This window comes from Pseudomonas fluorescens, from assembly GCF_005938625.1.
GTDB lineage: Bacteria > Pseudomonadota > Gammaproteobacteria > Pseudomonadales > Pseudomonadaceae > Aquipseudomonas > Aquipseudomonas fluorescens_BD.
This window is the reverse complement of the sequence record NZ_VCNJ01000018.1, coordinates 24,249-42,872: the sequence shown is the minus strand read 5'-3', so window position 1 is coordinate 42,872 and position 18,624 is coordinate 24,249. Positions and strand designations below refer to the sequence as shown.

Below are 18,624 nucleotides of genomic sequence, written 5' to 3'. Positions count from 1 at the left end.
CTGTTACGCGGAATCGATTACACCGTTGCGCCGCTCGGCCCCGCAGTTTCATCCGCAGGCGTGACGTTGGCAGAAGTCGTCTCGATGGTTGCTCGAGGCTGCAGCTCCTGCCGCGTCAGGGTCTGAATCAAAGTCGCTTCGACAATCGCCAACTGCGCCGTCACATCATCGGTTTGTGAATTGTATTGCGCCTCGCTCAGCAGGCGCTGCGACGACTGGCTGTCCAGAATCTCTTGCCGATCCTGAAACGGCTGGCGGCTCGCATCGAATTGCGCCTGGTATTTGTGAATGATGAAGTCCTGCCAGAAATCCATCGATACCAGCGCCTGAAACTCTTCGGGCGAACCATTCAAGGCAATGACCTTTTGATAAGCCACATCCAGCACGGCCGGAGTGACGCCGGCCATGCCGATAAAGGAAAGTGACTGCGGTTGAAACGGTAATTGCAACCGATCCTTGAGGCCGAAGCGGTAGGCCATGGTCATTTCATGGGGATCGCGTATGCGCAGGCTATGGCTGTTTCGCTGCTCTCGGGATGTTGCCGGATCGTCAATGATTGCCCTGCTCGATGCGATCTCTGCCGCCGCAAACCCGTCAACGTGCTTCAGACGAAACAAGCCTTTGGACAACTCAACCAATCGCCCGCCATTCATATCTTGTCTGGCCTGTACGCGAGCCTTGTGGGTCATGGCGAGGATTTGCAGATCGGTGAAGGTCGCGGCGGCGAGGTCGGTGCAGCCGGCTTCGCACGCACGATCAAACAGCTCCCTGCGCAAGGTTCGTGACTGCGGACTGGCTTCGGTGAGGACATCGATCACGTCCCAGACCTGGCGCCGGAAATCGGCATGGTGGACGCGGCTCGCCAGGATGTTGAAAAAGCCATCCGAGCCTTCCTGCTCGCGCAACGTACGCCATTGAGTTTTTCTGGCGGCTGCTTGCTCGACGGACAATCCCGCAGTCCATCGCGGATCCGGCTCCATGGTGTCTCTCGCAATTGCGCGTCGTGCAACAGTGACAGCCGTCGAGATCAGGTTGGGTGTACGGTTCAGAGGCGTCCCGGCTAACCTTAGTCGCTCACTGTAGGCGAGCAACTGCAGGGGTGTGGCAGCAGACAATGGATTGTTGCTCACCAGAGTGCCACTGTTGACCTGGACCGAATGCGCCAGACGCTCCGGGGCGGGCGCGGCAACAAAGTCAGGAATTGTGGTGATCCGGTTGTTGCTCAGATCGATTCTGGTCAGTAGGGGTTGATCAAACAGTCCGGTCGGCCATTGTGTGATACCCGTGCTGCTCAGACTGACCTCGCGCATGTCGGTGATCTGACTGAAATCCGGGATCACGCCAAGTTGCGGGTTGTTGTCTATCCAGAGTGCTCTGAGCGTGATACGCCCGGCCAGTATCTGCGCCGCATCTGCAGTGAGCTCAAGTTGGTTGTGCTGCAAAAACAGACGCGTCATACCGTGCATTTCTCCAACCGCCGGGGGCAGGTCCCTGAGCCGGTTGTTCGACATGTCCAGCCAGCGCACATGGCGAAAACGGGTGAGGAAACCTTCCGGAGACGCCGTCAGATTCATGCTGCTCAACCGGAGTGAGCCAACATGGCTGAAGTCGATACTCAGATCCGGCAGCGTCGGCAACGTCAGACCGCTCAAATCCAGTTCCAGGCCGATCGGCGTGCCGTCGAAGGCGTGCTTCTGCGCCGTCTCACGTCGCCAGCAAATGATGATTCGCTCGCGGGCTGTGGTGCGGTCATTACGGGTTGTGGCATTGATTTGCAGCTGATTGGCCCGAACGTAACGCAGCCGATTGCCGCCCCCGGAAAAAACCCAATCGTCGAGCTGGGTTTTCAGCAGGTCAAACTCTTGCTCCAACGCGAGCAAGCGTGGTGCAACGGTGCCACTGTCCTGATTCCAGATGAACTCCCGGCACTCTTTGATGCTCTTGGTCGGGTAAAGATTTCGATAGCGCTGCGCCCTGGAGTTTTCGCTGTCGAACGCGCCGGGAGTGGCCGGCTCCATCAGCTCAGGGTGAGACTCTTTCAGGCGTCGCCAGTAGATGTCGAATTTTCTCCAGTAAGCAGAGGGGAAGTCGTTGCCTTCTAGCCGCGTGACATTGTTGATCCGCGCGACGACTGAGAGTGTCTCGGGTGCCGGGTTGAGGTTCGCCTGGGGGACTTCGCTCAAGCGATTGTCACGAAGGTCCAGGCTGGTCAGGCCGACTTTGTCCAGCAGCCCGTCAGGCCACTGACGGATACCTGTGTTTTTCAGGTTCAAGGTCTGTAACCCGGACATGGCGCTGAAGTCGGGCAGTGTGCGCAACTGATTGTTGGACAGATCGATCTGTTTCAACTGGTGCAGTCCACTTAGCGCCAAAGCGCTTTGCTCATCCAGTCTTATCCGGTTCGAACGCAGGTTCAGAGAGCTGAGTTTGTCCATCTCGGCAATTTTGCCGGGCAATTTATCAAGGCCGGAATGGACAATGGTCAGGCTTTCCAGGTTGGGGCAGTTGGACAGAAGCGTATGGGCGGTATCCGACCAGACAATCGAGTCGAGACTGAGGGATTTGACATGACTGAAGTCCACGGTCAGCAAGGGCAGTGGTCCGTACAGCGGAGGCAGTTTCAGGACGCCGTCCGATTCGCCCAGCCAGCAGCCTCTGATGATTCTTGCCAGGCGCGTTGCGTTGATTCGTTCCGGCCCCATGGCGCTGGCTGGGCCGGTTTGACTGTCGGCTATGTAGGCTTGCAGTTGCGTTTCCAGTAAGTCGAAACCGGCAAGGCGTTGGGCGATCTGATCTTCGGCGCCATCACCCAAGCCGATCAGATACTCCCTGGCAGCTTGCAGATCCTTGTCCGGGTACATGCGCCGCACCATCGCCACTTCAGGGATGTCCCCATCCAGCCTGAAAGCGTCTGCGCGGGAGCCGGTGCGCATAGCCGGATACTCGGCCACTACGCGCCGCCAATACACTTCGAGCGATCGCCAATAGCCGTTAGGGAAGGGGTTACCTTCTATCAGCGTAACCGCGTTGATACGGGCGATGGCCAAGAGCTGATCGCTTGGCGGGTTGAGGATCGCCTGTGGAATTTCGCGCAGTTGGTTGTTGCGCAAGTCGACCACCTCCAGCGTGACTTGCTCTTGTAAACCGCTGGGCCATTGCTCCAGTCGGGTGTTGTTCAGGTTCAATGACTGGAGTTGTGCCATGCCGCTGAAGTCCGGTGTTCTACCCAGCGGGTTGCCCGACAGATCGAGGTGCTCGAGCTGGTTGAGCGCTCCCAGTCTCAACGCCGTTTGCTCACTCAACTCGATGCGGTTCGAGTTCAGATCCAGAGCCTTGAGACCGGACTTCTGCGCGATGCCCGGCGGCAGCTTATCCAGGGTGGAGTGGGTCACTGACAGTTTTTCGAGGTTGGGGAAACTGCCAAGAAATGTCTCAGCGGTGTCCGACCAGGTGACCGCGTTCAGCTCCAGCGTCCGCACATGGCTGAAATCAGCGGTCAGCGGCGCAAGGATCGCATCCCCCAAATCCAGTTTCAGCGTCGTCCCGGTCTGCCGTTTCCAGCAGCGTTTGACTTCTTCGGCGGCGCGTTCCACCGAAGGATGTGCGGCTTCAGTGGGCGCTTGCGAAGAAGTCTTCTTGATCCAGGAATCGAGATCCGCCTTGAGCGATTTGTACCTGGCCTCGCGTTGGCTGAGATAACCGCGCACATCATCGCCTTGCGAGCGCAGAAGCTGTGTAATTTCCTCGTCATTGAGGGCCGGGAAGAGTTTTCGCGCGCGGGACTCTGGTGTGCGCAATTGATTGATCGCCGTGGCAAGCCGTTGCAGCAGACCGGGGTGCGCGGGGCTGCCTGACTCGCTACGGAACATCCCGCCGGCACCACCGACCTCGGTGCCCAGCCAGCCTTCGCGGGCATCGAAAATAATCGGCTCCGACCGCCCTGGGCGGGTGGCGATATAGGTATTGGTACCGTCGCCGGCTACCGGATCTTGTTCACGGACAATGCGCATCACCGCTGTCGACGGGGTCGAAGCGTCAATGTCGTGCAGTACCTGATAACTGAAATTATCGATCACCGCATAAAGTTTGCCGTTGAAGCGGTGGAGTCCATCGTTGCCACGTTCAACGTTGCTGAAGTCCAGCGGTGTACGGAAAGCCTCCAGGCGGGTGGCCGATAACGGCACACCGATCGGCTCGAACTGTTCCAGCTCATGCCAGACACCTGAGCTGGAATCGCGCAGCAGCACAGGTCCCGAGGGCTTGGACTCGCTGGGCAGCCTGGCCCGATACAGTCCAGTGTCCGGATCTCTGCCAACCAGCACGATGCCACCGGGCACGTCGGCGTATTGGCGACCCTTGTGCGTTTTCAAACCGTCAGCATTGCTATCCGACAAACCGATGGCAGATGGAACCCAGTAGTGCTCCAGCGAATAATTCAGCGAGCGCGGACTTTCAAGCGGCACTGTGGGTTGATGGACCGTGATGATGGGGGCCGGTTCGATCGCGTCGATGTCGGCTTGCGTTGGTAATCTTCCTGGTCGCGGCGAATGCTCGCCCGGCGTCGAGATATCGACATCGGTACGCGTGGGCAAGTCGAGGCGCGGTGTGTCCACGTCTGGCAAATCGTGTTGTCGAACCGGCGTGTTACCGGAACTGCTGCCTTTGGGAGGCGATTTAACGGGCATGTCTTTTCTATCCTTGTAGTTTGCACATCAGCTCACCTGAATCGGAGCTGATGGCAGGGGCGGCGTCATTGCCTGATTGATCGTCTAATGCCAGTGCCCTTCACTCGGGCACGGCAGCCGGGCTGGCCAGTGCAAATATCTTTGTTGCTGTCTTGCCATCGAAGGTCTGGCGCCAGATGGCGACATGGGGCAGGCCGGCCTGCTCGTCGCGGCGCTGGGACTCGATGCCGCGCCTGCTCTGTTCGAGGGTTTTCAGATGGCTGCCCCTGATGGTGAAATTCAGTGGTTCGCTGTCGTGTTTGTCATAGTGAAAGTGCGCTTCCCACAACGGCGCGCCGTCGACGCGGTCCCGGATCGAATAGACATCGAGAAACGACTTGTCCTTGCCTTTGCCCTGTTGTTTGCGATCAACCGTTTTGACGGTACTGAGCTCAGCGTGATCGATCAGGTAGTTCAGTCGCAAAATGTCCAGCACGTCCTTGTTCTTGTACATCCGCACCAGGACTTCCTGTCCTTGCGCGGTCAGCGAGTCGGCGGCCGTGCGCAGGCGCGTGGCCAGCGTGTTGATCTCGGAATTGGCTGCCGTCGATTCGTGGTGCTCCAGGCGCCGGGCCTGTTCGTTGAGTTGGTCGGTGGCCTTGCCCAGATCCTCGATGATGTCCGTCGGGTTGTATTGTCTGGCCTGATGAGCCTTGGCCAGAGCGATGTGTTCACCGACGCCGTTGAGCAAACGCTTGGCCTCGTCAATGAGTTGCGGTCTGGCTGCGCGAGTGATCGGTTGCCGTACCGGCAGCCATTCACCTTGTCTTCTTTCATAGCGCAGGGGCTGGCGGTCCGGGCGCAAAGGATCGGCAACCTTGATGGTGACGCTGCCGTCCCGAGCCGTTTCGGTATCGCCTACCAGCAATCGGTAAGTACCGTGCTGGCGCGTGCGGAATACTTTTCTTGCCGGAGCGGGATGGGCCTGCCCGCTGTCGACGGGTTGCGGCGGGATGAAGTCGAAGTCGATGTCCTGATCAAGCCTCGGCAGTACGGTGTCGCCATCGAACGAGTCGAAGATGTCCGTCAGCCGGTTTTCAATACGGGTTTCGAATGGACCAATCAGTGCGAGAATTTCCCTGATGTACCCGGTGTCAGGGCTATTGGCGGCCAGCAGCCGTTCAAATCGGCTCCTGTCGTTTTTCAGCTGTTCGAGGGTCAAGACCAGCGCCATGGGATGTTCGCGTTCGGGAACGTTGGCCAGGTCCCCGGTGAGCAGATCGATGGATGACAGCGAAGGCATGGTCAGGTGTGGCGAATGGTCAGGCGTGCCGGCAAGCAGGTGAACGTACAGGGTCAGCTTGTTGAAGTTGATGCGCTCGGCACTGGGCACCTGCGCGCTGAGCTCGGCGAGTTTCGGCGCCGCCCCGGGATTGGCCTTTCTGATGTGTTCGATCACGACCTGACGTTCTTCGAGGAACTTCAGTTTTTTGTGCAGATTGGCGATGCATTTTCTGCAGGTTTCGGCGCTCAGATTCAACTCCGTCGGCCGGGTCCGCAAATCCATGACAGCCATGAGCCGGTTCAGGTATTCCACTCTTTCAATGCGGAAGGTCTGCAGCTCTTCTTTGAATCTTGCACTCGTTTTCAGGCGCACCAGCCAGGTCCTGTTGTCGATAAGCGACTGCACAAACTCGGTTTGTTTTCTGATGTGCTTGAGCATATGGACTTCTAAAGCGATCAGCTTTTCGGCTTGCGCCGCGCTGCCCGCAGGCAGTGCTCGGGCTTCGCTCCACAGGACGTCATAGCGCTCGACGGATTCGGTCAGTGCAGCGTGAGCATTCTGAATCGGCACGTATTGCTGCAACAGCACGGGCAGATCCGCCGTCGCGCGTTCTTGGCCACGCCGCATGCCACCCCGCAGCCCCGCAGATGCCGCCACCCAGTCATTGTTCTCGTTGCGCGTAACGGCACGGGTCAGACCACTGCGGCTGGCGCGATAGAGATTTTCGCTGTCGGCAGCCACCGGGTCCTGCGGCTTGACCACGCGCCACACCGCTTGCCTGGGGCTGGAGGCATCGACATCGAGCATGACCTGATACGCGTGATTGTGGATCAGCGCATAGCACCTGCCGCCATGCCGGAACACCCCATCGCTGTCGGGTTGCACAGCGCTGAAATCCAGACCCGTGCGAAAAGCTTGCAGGCTGGTTTCGCTCAATGATGCGGTGGCGGAACCATCCGAACGTGACGAGTGCCACAAGCCGCTGTCAGCCTCGCGCTGCAACAGCGGCCCGGAAGGCGCCCGTTCACTGGGGAGTCTGGCGCGGTACTGGCCGGTGCCCGCATCCAGCCCGATCAGCACGGTGCCGCCATCGACCATGTCGACGTAGCGGCGGCCCTTGTGCGTTCTGAACCCTTCGCCATCCGCCGCCGGCAACTGCGTCGCAACGGCGATACGGTAATGCTCGATCGATTGCTGTACTGCTGGCACATTTTCCGTGTGAGCCAACACCGTTTCGATTCTGACGGTCGGAACCTGCCGGATGGCATCCGGATCGGCATCAGCGTCAAGTCTTGTTGTCGGCCCATACCGGCCGGTGCCCGGAATGTCTGAGTCGAATCGAGGCCCGGTGTCAACGCGCGCAACGGTCACCTCTTGCGTTTGATGCGGGCGCGTATGCACCTGGACTGAAGTGCTGCCCCTGACGGGCGTTCTTGAAACCATGTTTTTCATCCTTGAAAAGTGGTCCCTGGCATTTGGCCCAGGGACAGGCCGTTTTATGAGGCCAGCTGGAAAATTTTCTGCGCGGTCGACAGGTCGATGTCTTCTCGCCAGATCCGCACATGCGCGCGACCGGCCTGTTCATCCCGGCGTTGCGATGACGTTCCCAAGCGGTTTTGCTCACGGGTTTTCAGGTGGCCGCGGCGCTGCATGAAGTCCAGCGCTGGCGTGTCTTTTTCGGCGTAGTGAAAGTGCGCGTACCAGAGTGTCTTGCCGGTTTGTCGGTCGTTCAGCGCATAGACGTCGAGGAAATCCTTCTTATTGCCCTTGCCCAGTTGCACCCGCGATTGAGTACGGCTGACGCCGAGATGACCATGGCTGAGGAGAAACGCGACCCGATCTACGCTCAGGTAGGCAGGGTCCTTGTACAGGCGTACGCGAATCTCCTGGCCTTCATCGAGCAGACGTTGACTGTCATGGTTCAGCCGTTGCAGCAAAGGCGCAATCTCGCGGTTGCCCGGATTCGGCGCGCGCTCGATTTGCCGGGCCAGATCGCCCAGATGGTCAGCGCGCTCGGTCAGGAATTCGACAATGCTGTTGGCGTTGACCTTCGCCCTCTCATCGCGCAGGGCGGTAGTAAGACGGGGCTCGGTTTGATCGAGCAATGCGGTGGCCTGATCGGTGAGGGTCGACAGGTTTTTCTCTTGTCTGGCCACTTGCCGGCGCCACTCTCCCTCCCGACGCTCATAGGTGTGCATGACCTGAGTCGGATCATGGGGGTTGACCACATCAATCACCTCTTCGCCAGCGTGAGTGCGGCGTGGCCGGCCGACGCGGATCTTGTAGACACCGTGTTGCTTGCTGCGGAACATTTTTCTCGGCACTGCCGCCTGCTGGTTTTGCTGCTGGGGCGGGATGAAATCGAAATCGATGGGTTGTTCGTGCGGTGGCAATGCTGGGGTTGTCTCCTGCTCGTGGTGATACCGATTGAGGTGCTGATCCAGCGTGCTTTCGAAAGCGTGCATGGCCTCGACGATTTCGCTGCGCGAGCTGACATGCTCCGGGCCGGGCGGCAGGGGCAGATGTTCGTATGACACCCTGATGGCAGATGTCTGATCCAGCAGGTCACTGAGTACTGAGATACGCGCCTCGGCAGGAATGCTGTCGAGAGCCCGGAATGCAAACGTTACCTGACCAAATGAATAGGCGAGGTATCGGGCATTGGCATTGTTGACATCGACCGTCGCATGCTCATCGAGCAGCAGCCGGCTTTTGGCATAGACCCAAAAGGCTACGTGGTCGTGCAACTCGATCGGGTCGAATGCAGTTTCTTGCAACTCGTCTGGCGACACATGCCACTTGTTCGTCAACTCTTCGGCGATGGCCTGGCGTTTTTTCAGGATGACCAGTTTGCTCGACAGGTGCGCCGCGACAGCCGGATGCTCCGACACGGGGCCGCCGAAGATCGGTCCGTCGAGTAATTTGCAGGAGTCGCTGGCAATCATGAGCTGGTTGTACGTCAGCATTCGGCCCTTTTGCAGCATGACCATTTTGTCTCGATAGACAGTACGGCCTCTGGCCGCAACGATCTGCGCCTTTTGCTCGTTGTGCAGTTGAAGTGATTCTTCCAGAAGCGCCAGCTCGCGCTGGTGGTGCGCTTCGAGGCGCCCCAATACATTGCGTTCGTGCTCCGTACCTTTCACTGCTCGCCAAAGCATTTGCAGACGCTCTCCTGCAGCCATCGCCTGATCAAACTGCAGATCCAGGGTCTGCAGCTGGAACAGCAGATCCGCCGCTTGCACGGTGCCACTCTGTTCCACTTTTCGCCGCATGCCGCCCGCCCCACCGACCAGCGTCCCCTGCCAGCCGTCCAGGACATCAAAGACAATCGGTTCCGATCTTCCCGGACGGGTCGCGACGTAAACATTCCCGGGGTCGGCAGCCACGGGATCTTCGGGACGCACGATGCGCATGACGGTCATTGCCGGCGAGGATGCATCGAGATCATGCAAGACCTGATAGGCGAGGTCGTCGATGACCACATAGAGTTTGTTGGCGTAACGATGCAGGTGATCCCCGGCGAGTGGCGCAGCGCTGAAATCCAGGTCCGTGGCAAACGCCTGCAGGCGCGTGCCGGACAAGGGAAAGGTGATCGGCGCGAACATCTCCAGGGGATACCAGAGCAGGTTTTCCGGATCACGCAGAAGCGTCGGTCCGGAGGGTGTCAGCTCGCTCGGCAGCCTCGCCCTGTAGAGACCGGTCCGAGGATCCGCCGCAACGTGCACGATGGCACCGCCCGATACATCAACGTAGCGACGGCCCTTGAGTATCCTGAATCCTGCTGCGTCGGGACCGGGCAACACAGTCTGTTCGTCGATTCGATAATGCTCCAGCGTCAGCTTCACTGCAGGCTGAGGGTTTGCCGGCGAGGGGGGCTGACTGATTACGACCGAGGGCATTGGTGTGATGGCATCGAGATCAGCAGCCACTGCGGTTCTGCCCTGCGTGGAGACGGTGCGCGCGGGTGGGGCGCCGGCTTGAACGAACGGGCGCGGGACAGACACGACCGCCGGTTCGCCGGGACGTGGATGGACATCGACAGTGATGACGCCCTTCAAAGGTAATTTTGGTGACATTTCTTCATCCTTGAAGAATAGGTGGAACAGCGGTTCAGCATGGGTTTCACGACGCCAGGTCGAAGATTTTCTGCGCTGTTTTACGGTCGAGGTTCAGCCTCCAGATGGCGACATGCGGACGCCCGGCCTGTTCATCCCGACGTTGGGACACGATGCCCGAACGGGCCTGCTCAAGGGTTTTCAAGTGCCCCCCCGTGTCCTTGAACGCCATGACCGGGCTGTCCTTTTTTCCATAGTGGAAATGGACTTCCCACAAGGGCTCATCGGTGCGTTTGTCGTGCAGCGAGTAGACGTCGAGAAAGTCTTTTTTCTGCGCTTTACCGAGCGTCACGCGGCTTTGGGGTCGCTTTACTTGCAATTCATCGTGCCGGAGCAGGTACACGACCCGGTCGGCGCTCAGATAGTGCTTGTCCTTGTACAGTCGGATGCGAATCGCTTCGCCTTCATTGCGCAGGCGTTGGCTGTCATGTGTGAGGCGCTGAAGAAAAGACGCGACATCGAGAGTCGCAGGATTGGGAGCACCTTCCATCTGCAGGCAAAGATCATCAAGAGCCTCGGCTTTTCCACCCAGAAATTCGACGATGCTCGAAGCGTTGTGTCTGGCGGCTTCGTCCTGCCAGGCTTGGCGCAAATACAGGTCTGTCTGTTCAAGATGCTGCTGTGCCTGTCGGGTCAGGATCGACAGGTTTTTTTCCTGAGCGGCCATTACCCGACGCCACTGCCCCTCCCGTCGCTCATACGTCTGCAAGACTTCGGCGGGGCGGTGGGGGTGCATGACATCGATCAGCTCTTCGCCAATTTCGCTGCGCCGCGCCTGGCCGACTCGAATCCGGTCGACACCGTGGTGCTTGCTGCGAAACATGCGTCTGGGCGCCGCCGCTGGCTGATCTTTGCCTTGCGCCGGAATAAAGTCGAAGTCAATGGACTCCTCCGAGACGGGCAATGAGGCGATGTCTTCGAGATCCTGGTGATAAAGCGCCAGTCGCTGCTCCAGCGTGTTTTCGAACGCCTTGACGGCCTTGATCATGTCCAGCCGTGCGACAGTGTGGGCAGCGTCGTTCGGGACTTCGAGAAATTCAAACGAAGCGCGGACCGAGGCGCACTGTTCTAGCAGGTCGCTCAGCACCGGCATGCGCGATTGCAGCGGGATGTTGTCGATGTTGCGGAAGGCGATAGTGGTTTCGGAAAACGACAACGAGAGAAAGATCGGCGCGCGGTCGTGCTGATCAGCGGCCATCAACTGGCTTTTTGCGTGGAGCCAGTCCGCGGTGTTTTCGTGTATCTCCATGGGGTCGTAACCCATTTCTGTAAAATCGCTTTCCAGATAGCGCGATTTTTTCAGAACTTCATCGACAATGGCCTGACGTTTTTGCAGCAGCATCAATTTGCCCTTCAAGTAACCCGCGATCGAACGATGATGATCAAGCGTGAGTTGACTCCCGGGCGGTATATCCAGTTGTTTGCGCCAATCACCGGCCCGCATCAGCCGGGTGTAGATTTCAATTTGCCTCTGCTGAATTTTCAGGAACTCGGCTTCATATTCGCCGGGTCCTTTGTAAATCAGCAGCGACACCTGTTCCTTTGTGTAGAAGTCGAGGGCCTTTTGCAGAATCGCCAGATGGCGGTGACACTGCACCTCGTATTGAACCAGTGCGGTTCTCTCGCCTTCTTTCCCCTCTCGGGCGTGCCAGGCGAGCTGTAGCAGTTTCGCCGCGTCCGCCGATTCCTCTACCTGCTTGAAGTGGACGTCCAGCTCATGGTTCAGATCGTCCATCGGGCGAATGGGCAATTTGCCCTTCGAGTACTCCAGCGGCTGCCAGAGTTTGCTGTCAGGGTCACGCATCAATAACGGACCAGAGGGGGTTCGCTCGCTTGCCAGCCTCGCTCGGTACAGACCGATATTGGGGTCTATCAACACCTGCACCAGGTGCCCGCCTGACACCTCGACGTAGCGACGCCCCTTGAAAATTCGAAAGCCCTGAGTGTCGGCAGCCGGAAGGGGGGCCTCGCTGGCTATCCAGTAATCCTGCAGCGGTCGACGTACAGCAGTGGATACCATGGCCGCGCCGGACTCGTTGCGGCTGACGATGACGGCAGGTTGAGAGCCACTGGATCTGTCGACGCTGATGGATGCTTCTCCCGGCCTGATGATCGACGGGCTATCAGTGCCGACGTGGGGTGTGCTGACGGAAGGACGTGCAGGGGTGGCGATTGATGGCGAGGGACGCGTTCCGGCGTCGCTCCTGCGGGTGGCCTTGGCAGGCAATTTTGGTGACATTTCTTCATCCTTGAAGGGTTGTCACATCAGCCAGCGTCAGCGCTGGCCGATGAGTGTCTGATTTGATTGACGATTTTCGTCTCCGATTGCCGAGCAAGATGTGACCGCGAAGGCTGTAAGAGAAACCGACCATTGCCGTCGGAATTGGTCAAAATTTGTGCTATATTCCGCGCCCGCGATTTTTCACTTCAACACCGGTCGTCGACATGCAAGCAGCCAAGCCGTTATTTGACTATCCAAAATATTGGGCCGAATGTTTCGGGCCAGCGCCATTCCTGCCGATGAGCAGGGAGGAGATGGATCAGCTTGGCTGGGATTCCTGTGACATCATCATTGTTACCGGAGATGCCTACGTCGATCACCCGTCGTTCGGCATGGCGATCATTGGCCGGCTGCTGGAGTCTCAGGGTTTTCGCGTCGGGATCATTGCGCAGCCGAACTGGCAGTCCAAAGACGACTTCATGAAGCTCGGCGAGCCGAACCTGTTCTTCGGGGTTGCGGCGGGCAACATGGACTCGATGATCAACCGTTACACCGCGGACAAGAAAATCCGTTCCGACGACGCTTATACGCCAGGCGGTATGGCCGGCAAGCGTCCGGACCGCGCGAGCCTGGTTTACAGCCAGCGCTGCAAGGAAGCCTACAAGCACGTGCCGATCGTCCTTGGCGGCATCGAAGCCTCGCTGCGCCGCATCGCCCACTACGATTACTGGCAGGATCGTGTGCGTAACTCGATCCTGATCGACGCCAGCGCCGACATCCTGCTGTACGGCAACGCCGAACGCGCGATTGTCGAAGTCGCCCAGCGTCTGTCCTACGGGCACAAGATCGAAGACATCACCGATGTGCGCGGTACCGCGTTCATTCGTCGCGATACGCCGAAAGACTGGTACGAAGTCGATTCGACGCGCATCGACCGTCCGGGCAAGGTCGACAAGATCATCAACCCGTACGTGAACACTCAGGACACCCAGGCCTGCGCCATCGAGCAGGAAAAAGGTCCGGTCGAAGATCCGCAGGAGGCCAAGGTCGTACAGATCCTGGCCAGCCCGCGCATGACCCGCGACAAGACCGTGATTCGTCTGCCATCGGTTGAAAAGGTCCGTGGCGATGCGGTTCTGTATGCCCACGCCAACCGCGTGCTGCACCTGGAAACCAACCCGGGCAACGCCCGTGCGCTGGTGCAGAAGCATGGCGAAGTCGACGTCTGGTTCAATCCGCCGCCGATTCCGATGACCACTGAAGAAATGGACTACGTGTTCGGCATGCCTTACGCACGTGTTCCGCACCCGGCGTACGGCAAGGAGAAGATCCCGGCCTACGACATGATCCGTTTCTCGGTGAACATCATGCGTGGCTGCTTCGGCGGCTGCACCTTCTGCTCGATCACCGAGCACGAAGGCCGGATCATCCAGAACCGTTCCGAAGAGTCGATCATTCGCGAAATCGAAGAGATCCGCGACAAAGTGCCAGGCTTCACCGGTGTCATCTCTGACCTCGGCGGCCCGACCGCGAACATGTACCGCATTGCCTGCAAGACACCGGAAATCGAATCCGCGTGCCGCAAGCCGTCCTGCGTGTTTCCGGGCATCTGCCCGAACCTGAACACCGACCATTCGTCGCTGATTCAGCTGTACCGCAGCGCTCGTGCCTTGCCGGGTGTGAAGAAGATTCTGATCGCCTCCGGCCTGCGTTACGACCTCGCGGTCGAGTCGCCGGAGTACGTCAAAGAGTTGGTGACTCACCACGTCGGTGGTTACCTGAAGATCGCCCCGGAGCACACCGAGGAAGGTCCGCTCAACCAGATGATGAAGCCGGGCATTGGCAGCTATGACAAGTTCAAGCGCATGTTCGAGAAGTACACCAAGGAAGCGGGCAAGGAGCAGTACCTGATTCCGTACTTCATCGCTGCCCACCCGGGCACCACCGACGAAGACATGATGAACCTGGCCTTGTGGCTCAAGGGCAATGGCTTCCGCGCTGACCAGGTGCAGGCGTTCTACCCGTCGCCGATGGCCACTGCCACCGCGATGTACCACTCGGGCAAGAACCCGCTGCGCAAGGTCACCTACAAGAGCGACGGCGTGACCATCGTCAAGAGCGAGGAGCAGCGTCGCCTGCACAAGGCATTCTTGCGTTATCACGACCCGAAAGGCTGGCCGATGCTGCGTGAAGCGCTGATTCGCATGGGCCGTGGTGATCTGATTGGTTCGGGTAAGGATCAGTTGATCCCGACGCACCAGCCGGCTACCGACAGCTACCAGAGCGCCCGTCGCAAGAACTCGACACCGGCCGGCAGCCATAAAGTGGCGAAGGAAGGCAAAGAGAAGACCACCAAGATCCTCACCCAGCACACCGGCCTGCCGCCGCGTGCCAGTGATGGTGGCAATCCTTGGGACAAGCGTGAACAGGCCAAGGCTGCGGCGTTTGCCCGCAACCAGCAGGCGGCCAAGGAGCGCAAGGACGCCGCGAAAGGCAAAGGGCCGAAGCCGACGCGCAAGCCGGTCGTACCGCGCTAAACATCGCTTGAGCTGAACAGAACGCCAACCTTCGGGTTGGCGTTTTGCTGATCGTTCCCACGCTCCTGCGTGGGAGTGCCTCAGGGACGCTCCGCGTTCCAGCCTTCCCCCGGAGTCATGTCGAGCATGGGTGTGACGCAGAGCGTCACGGGCTGCGTTCCCACGCAGAGCGTGGGAACGATCAATCTCCATGCTTTTCAAAATTCGGATTCGACTCAAGGCTTTCACGTCGGCGTATCTCCAACGGCCACCTCACCCTGGCCCTCTCCCTCTGGGAGAGGCCAGGGTGAGGGGCTCTTCGCAACATTTGCGTGCAATCAGCCCAAACCATTTCCCCGCATCGCCCGATTTTGGTGCTGTACTGCCTTAAGCATTCCGGGAAAGCGCCCAAGCCTGTGCATGGCATAAGTCTTGCGCGCTTTCGAATACGCTTAGGCTCGCAGGAGGCACGCCGTGTCGATTCATGTCGCATTGCATCACGTCACGCATTACCGCTACGACCGCGCTGTCGAACTCGGCCCGCAGATCGTTCGTCTGCGCCCGGCTGCCCACAGCCGCACGCGGATTCTGTCGTATGCGCTGAAAGTCTCGCCCGAGCAGCATTTCATCAATTGGCAGCAAGACCCGCAGGGCAACTACCTCGCCCGGCTGGTGTTCCCCGAGAAAACCAATGAGTTGCGCATCGAAGTCGATCTGCTCGCCGAGATGGCGGTGTTCAATCCGTTCGACTTCTTCCTCGAGCCCTACGCCGAGAAAATCCCTTTTTCCTACGCCGCCGATGAGCGCAAGGAGCTGGCGCCATACCTCGAAACCCTGCCGTTGACGCCGAAATTCAAAGCCTATCTGGACGCCATCGACCGCACGCCGCTGCCGGCGGTGGATTTTCTGGTGGCGCTCAACCAGCGCTTGAGCGAAGACATCGGTTACCTGATCCGCATGGAGCCGGGCGTGCAAACCCCGGAGCACACCCTCGAACATGCCTCCGGTTCCTGTCGGGATTCGGCGTGGCTGCTGGTGCAATTGCTGCGCAACCTCGGGTTGGCCGCACGGTTTGTGTCCGGCTACCTGATTCAATTGACCGCCGACGTGAAAAGCCTCGACGGTCCGTCCGGTACTGAAGTCGACTTCACCGACCTGCACGCCTGGTGCGAGGTGTATCTGCCGGGCGCGGGCTGGATCGGTCTCGATGCGACTTCCGGGCTGTTTGCCGGCGAAGGGCATATCCCGTTGGCCTGCAGTCCCGATCCGTCCTCGGCGGCACCGATCAGTGGTTTGGTCGAGCCGTGCGAATGTGAGTTCAGCCATGAAATGTCGGTGGAGCGGATCTGGGAGGCGCCGCGCGTCACCAAGCCCTACACCGATGAGCAATGGCTGGCGATTCAGGCGCTCGGCCGGCAGATCGATGCCGACCTGCTGGCGGATGACGTGCGCCTGACCATGGGCGGCGAGCCGACTTTCGTTTCCATCGATGACCCGGATGGCGCCGAGTGGAACACCGCTGCGTTAGGCGCGGACAAGCGCCGGCTCTCTGCCGAACTGTTCCAGCGCATGCGCAAACATTACGCTGCGAAAGGTCTGGTGCATTTTGGCCAAGGCAAGTGGTATCCCGGCGAGCAACTGCCGCGCTGGTCGCTCAATTGCTACTGGCGCCGTGACGGCGTGCCGATCTGGCACAACGATGCTTTGATCGCCGACGAGCAACAGGATTACGGCGCCAATGGCGAATTGGCCGGGCGCTTCCTCGCCAGTGTCGCCGAACGCCTGAAACTGCCTACGCGTTTTGTCTTCCCGGCCTACGAGGACAATTTCTACTACCTCTGGCGCGAGGGCACATTACCCAGCAACGTCAGCGCCGAAGATCCACGTCTGGAGGAGCCGCTTGAGCGTGCGCGACTGCGCAAGGTCTTCAGTCAGGGGTTGAACAAGGTGATTGGCCAGGTGCTGCCTCTGGCGCGCACGGCCAAGAGCGACCAATGGCAGAGCGGGCGCTGGTATCTGCGTGACGAACATTGCCGACTGGTGCCGGGGGATTCGCCGCTGGGCTATCGCCTGCCGTTGGGATCGCAGCCGTGGGTGAAGGCCGCCGAGTATCCGTTTATTCATCCACAGGATCCGAATCAGGACTTCCCTGATCTGCCGGAAACGGCGCAGCTCAACCGTCACGGCGAACCGGCTGCGACTGACGAACGCGCGCCGAAAATCGACGAGTCCGCTGACTGGCTGACCCGCACTGCATTCTGCGCCGAGGCTCGCGAGGGCCGCTTGTACCTGTTCATGCCGCCGCTGGAGCGGGTCGAGGATTATCTGGAACTGGTCGCGGCCATCGAGGCCACCGCCGAGGAATTGCATTGCCCGGTGCTGCTGGAAGGCTACGAGCCGCCGGCTGATCAGCGCTTGAGCAATTTCCGCATCACACCCGATCCGGGTGTGATCGAGGTCAACGTGCAACCGTCGGCGACGTGGGACGAGTTGGTCGAGCGCACCGAGTTTCTTTATGAAGAAGCGCGACAAACTCGCCTGACCACCGAGAAATTCATGATCGACGGCCGCCACACAGGCACCGGCGGCGGTAACCATTTCGTTCTCGGTGGTGCGACGCCGGCGGACTCACCGTTTCTGCGTCGCCCGGATCTGCTGCGCAGCCTGATCAGTTACTGGCATAACCATCCATCGCTGTCATACCTGTTTTCCGGTTTGTTCATCGGTCCGACGTCGCAGGCGCCGCGCGTTGACGAGGCGCGCAATGACGCGCTGTACGAACTGGAAATCGCTTTCGCGCAGATGCCCGAGCCGGGCGAGGAATGCGCACCGTGGCTGGTCGATCGACTGCTGCGTAATTTGCTGATCGACGTCACCGGCAATACGCACCGTGCCGAGTTCTGCATCGACAAACTGTACTCGCCGGACGGCGCCACCGGGCGTCTCGGCTTGCTGGAACTGCGTGCCTTTGAAATGCCGCCGCACGCGCGCATGAGCCTCGCTCAACAGCTGTTGCTGCGGGCGCTGGTCGCACGTTTCTGGCGCGAACCCTATGCGCCGCCGAAACTGGCGCGCTGGGGCACCGAGTTGCACGACCGTTTTTTGCTGCCGCACTTTATCGAGCAGGACTTCGCCGACGTCATCGTCGAACTGAACAACGCCGGTTATCCGCTGCGGGCAGAATGGTTCGCCGCGCATCTGGAATTTCGTTTTCCCAAGGTCGGCGATTACGCCGTCAACGGTATCGAGCTCGAATTGCGTCAGGCCTTGGAACCGTGGCATGTCCTCGGCGAGGAGGGCGCGGCGGGCGGCACGGTGCGTTACGTGGATTCATCGTTGGAGCGCTTGCAGGTCAAACTCAAAGGGCTGCCGCCGCAGCGTTATCTGCTGACCTGTAATGGCATCGCCGTGCCATTGCATCCGACCGGACGCGTGGGAGAGTTCGTCGCTGGGGTGCGTTATCGCGCGTGGCAACCGGCTAACTGCTTGCAGCCGACCATCCCGGTGCACGCGCCGCTGGTGTTCGATTTGCTCGATACCTGGATGGGGCGGTCGCTGGGCGGTTGTCAGTACCATGTCGCCCATCCGGGCGGGCGCAATTACGAGACATTGCCAGTCAACGCCAACGAAGCGGAGAGCCGGCGTATGGCGCGGTTCTTCCGCGTCGGACACACGCCGGGGAAACTTCCTGTACCGAACGTGGAAATCAGTGACGAGTTACCGATGACAATCGATTTACGACGTTTCTAAGGCCTACGCGACACGCGGGTTTTTCGTATATCCGCGCGTCATCTGCCTGCGTTAGTCTGACCGTTCCTTGCTG

6 protein-coding genes are annotated in these 18,624 nt (G+C 59.6%); 2 read left to right on the top strand and 4 right to left on the bottom strand.

The window, feature by feature from the left end; genetic code table 11:
- Positions 1-17: 17 nt before the first annotated feature.
- From FGA82_RS12705 to FGA82_RS12690, 4 genes are all read right to left on the bottom strand, one after another.
- Entirely contained in the window at positions 18-4,685 is a 4,668-nt protein-coding gene (locus FGA82_RS12705; RefSeq protein WP_249384243.1) for an NEL-type E3 ubiquitin ligase domain-containing protein, read from the bottom strand.
- 100 nt (positions 4,686-4,785) lie between these two features.
- Positions 4,786-7,179, bottom strand: coding sequence for a hypothetical protein (locus FGA82_RS12700; protein WP_432767147.1), 2,394 nt, complete (start codon positions 7,177-7,179; stop codon positions 4,786-4,788).
- A gap of 266 nt (positions 7,180-7,445) precedes the next feature.
- Positions 7,446-10,007 carry a hypothetical protein gene (locus FGA82_RS12695; RefSeq protein ID WP_141127324.1) on the bottom strand — a complete coding sequence of 854 codons (2,562 nt, stop codon included), beginning with the start codon at positions 10,005-10,007 and terminating at the stop codon, positions 7,446-7,448.
- Positions 10,008-10,071: 64 nt separating this feature from the next.
- A complete protein-coding gene (locus FGA82_RS12690; RefSeq protein WP_141127323.1) occupies positions 10,072-12,303 on the bottom strand; it encodes a hypothetical protein in 2,232 nt (743 codons plus the stop codon).
- A 206-nt stretch (positions 12,304-12,509) separates the two neighbouring features.
- On the opposite strand from FGA82_RS12690, the gene FGA82_RS12685 reads away from it, so the two are divergent.
- Together FGA82_RS12685 and FGA82_RS12680 are read left to right on the top strand one after the other, a co-directional pair.
- Positions 12,510-14,822 (top strand): YgiQ family radical SAM protein, encoded by a 2,313-nt coding sequence (locus tag FGA82_RS12685; RefSeq protein ID WP_007915855.1) that lies wholly within the window; start codon positions 12,510-12,512, stop codon positions 14,820-14,822.
- A 453-nt stretch (positions 14,823-15,275) separates the two neighbouring features.
- Positions 15,276-18,551, top strand: a complete 3,276-nt coding sequence (locus FGA82_RS12680; RefSeq protein ID WP_141127322.1) for a DUF2126 domain-containing protein — start codon at positions 15,276-15,278, stop codon at positions 18,549-18,551.
- Positions 18,552-18,624: the final 73 nt, after the last annotated feature.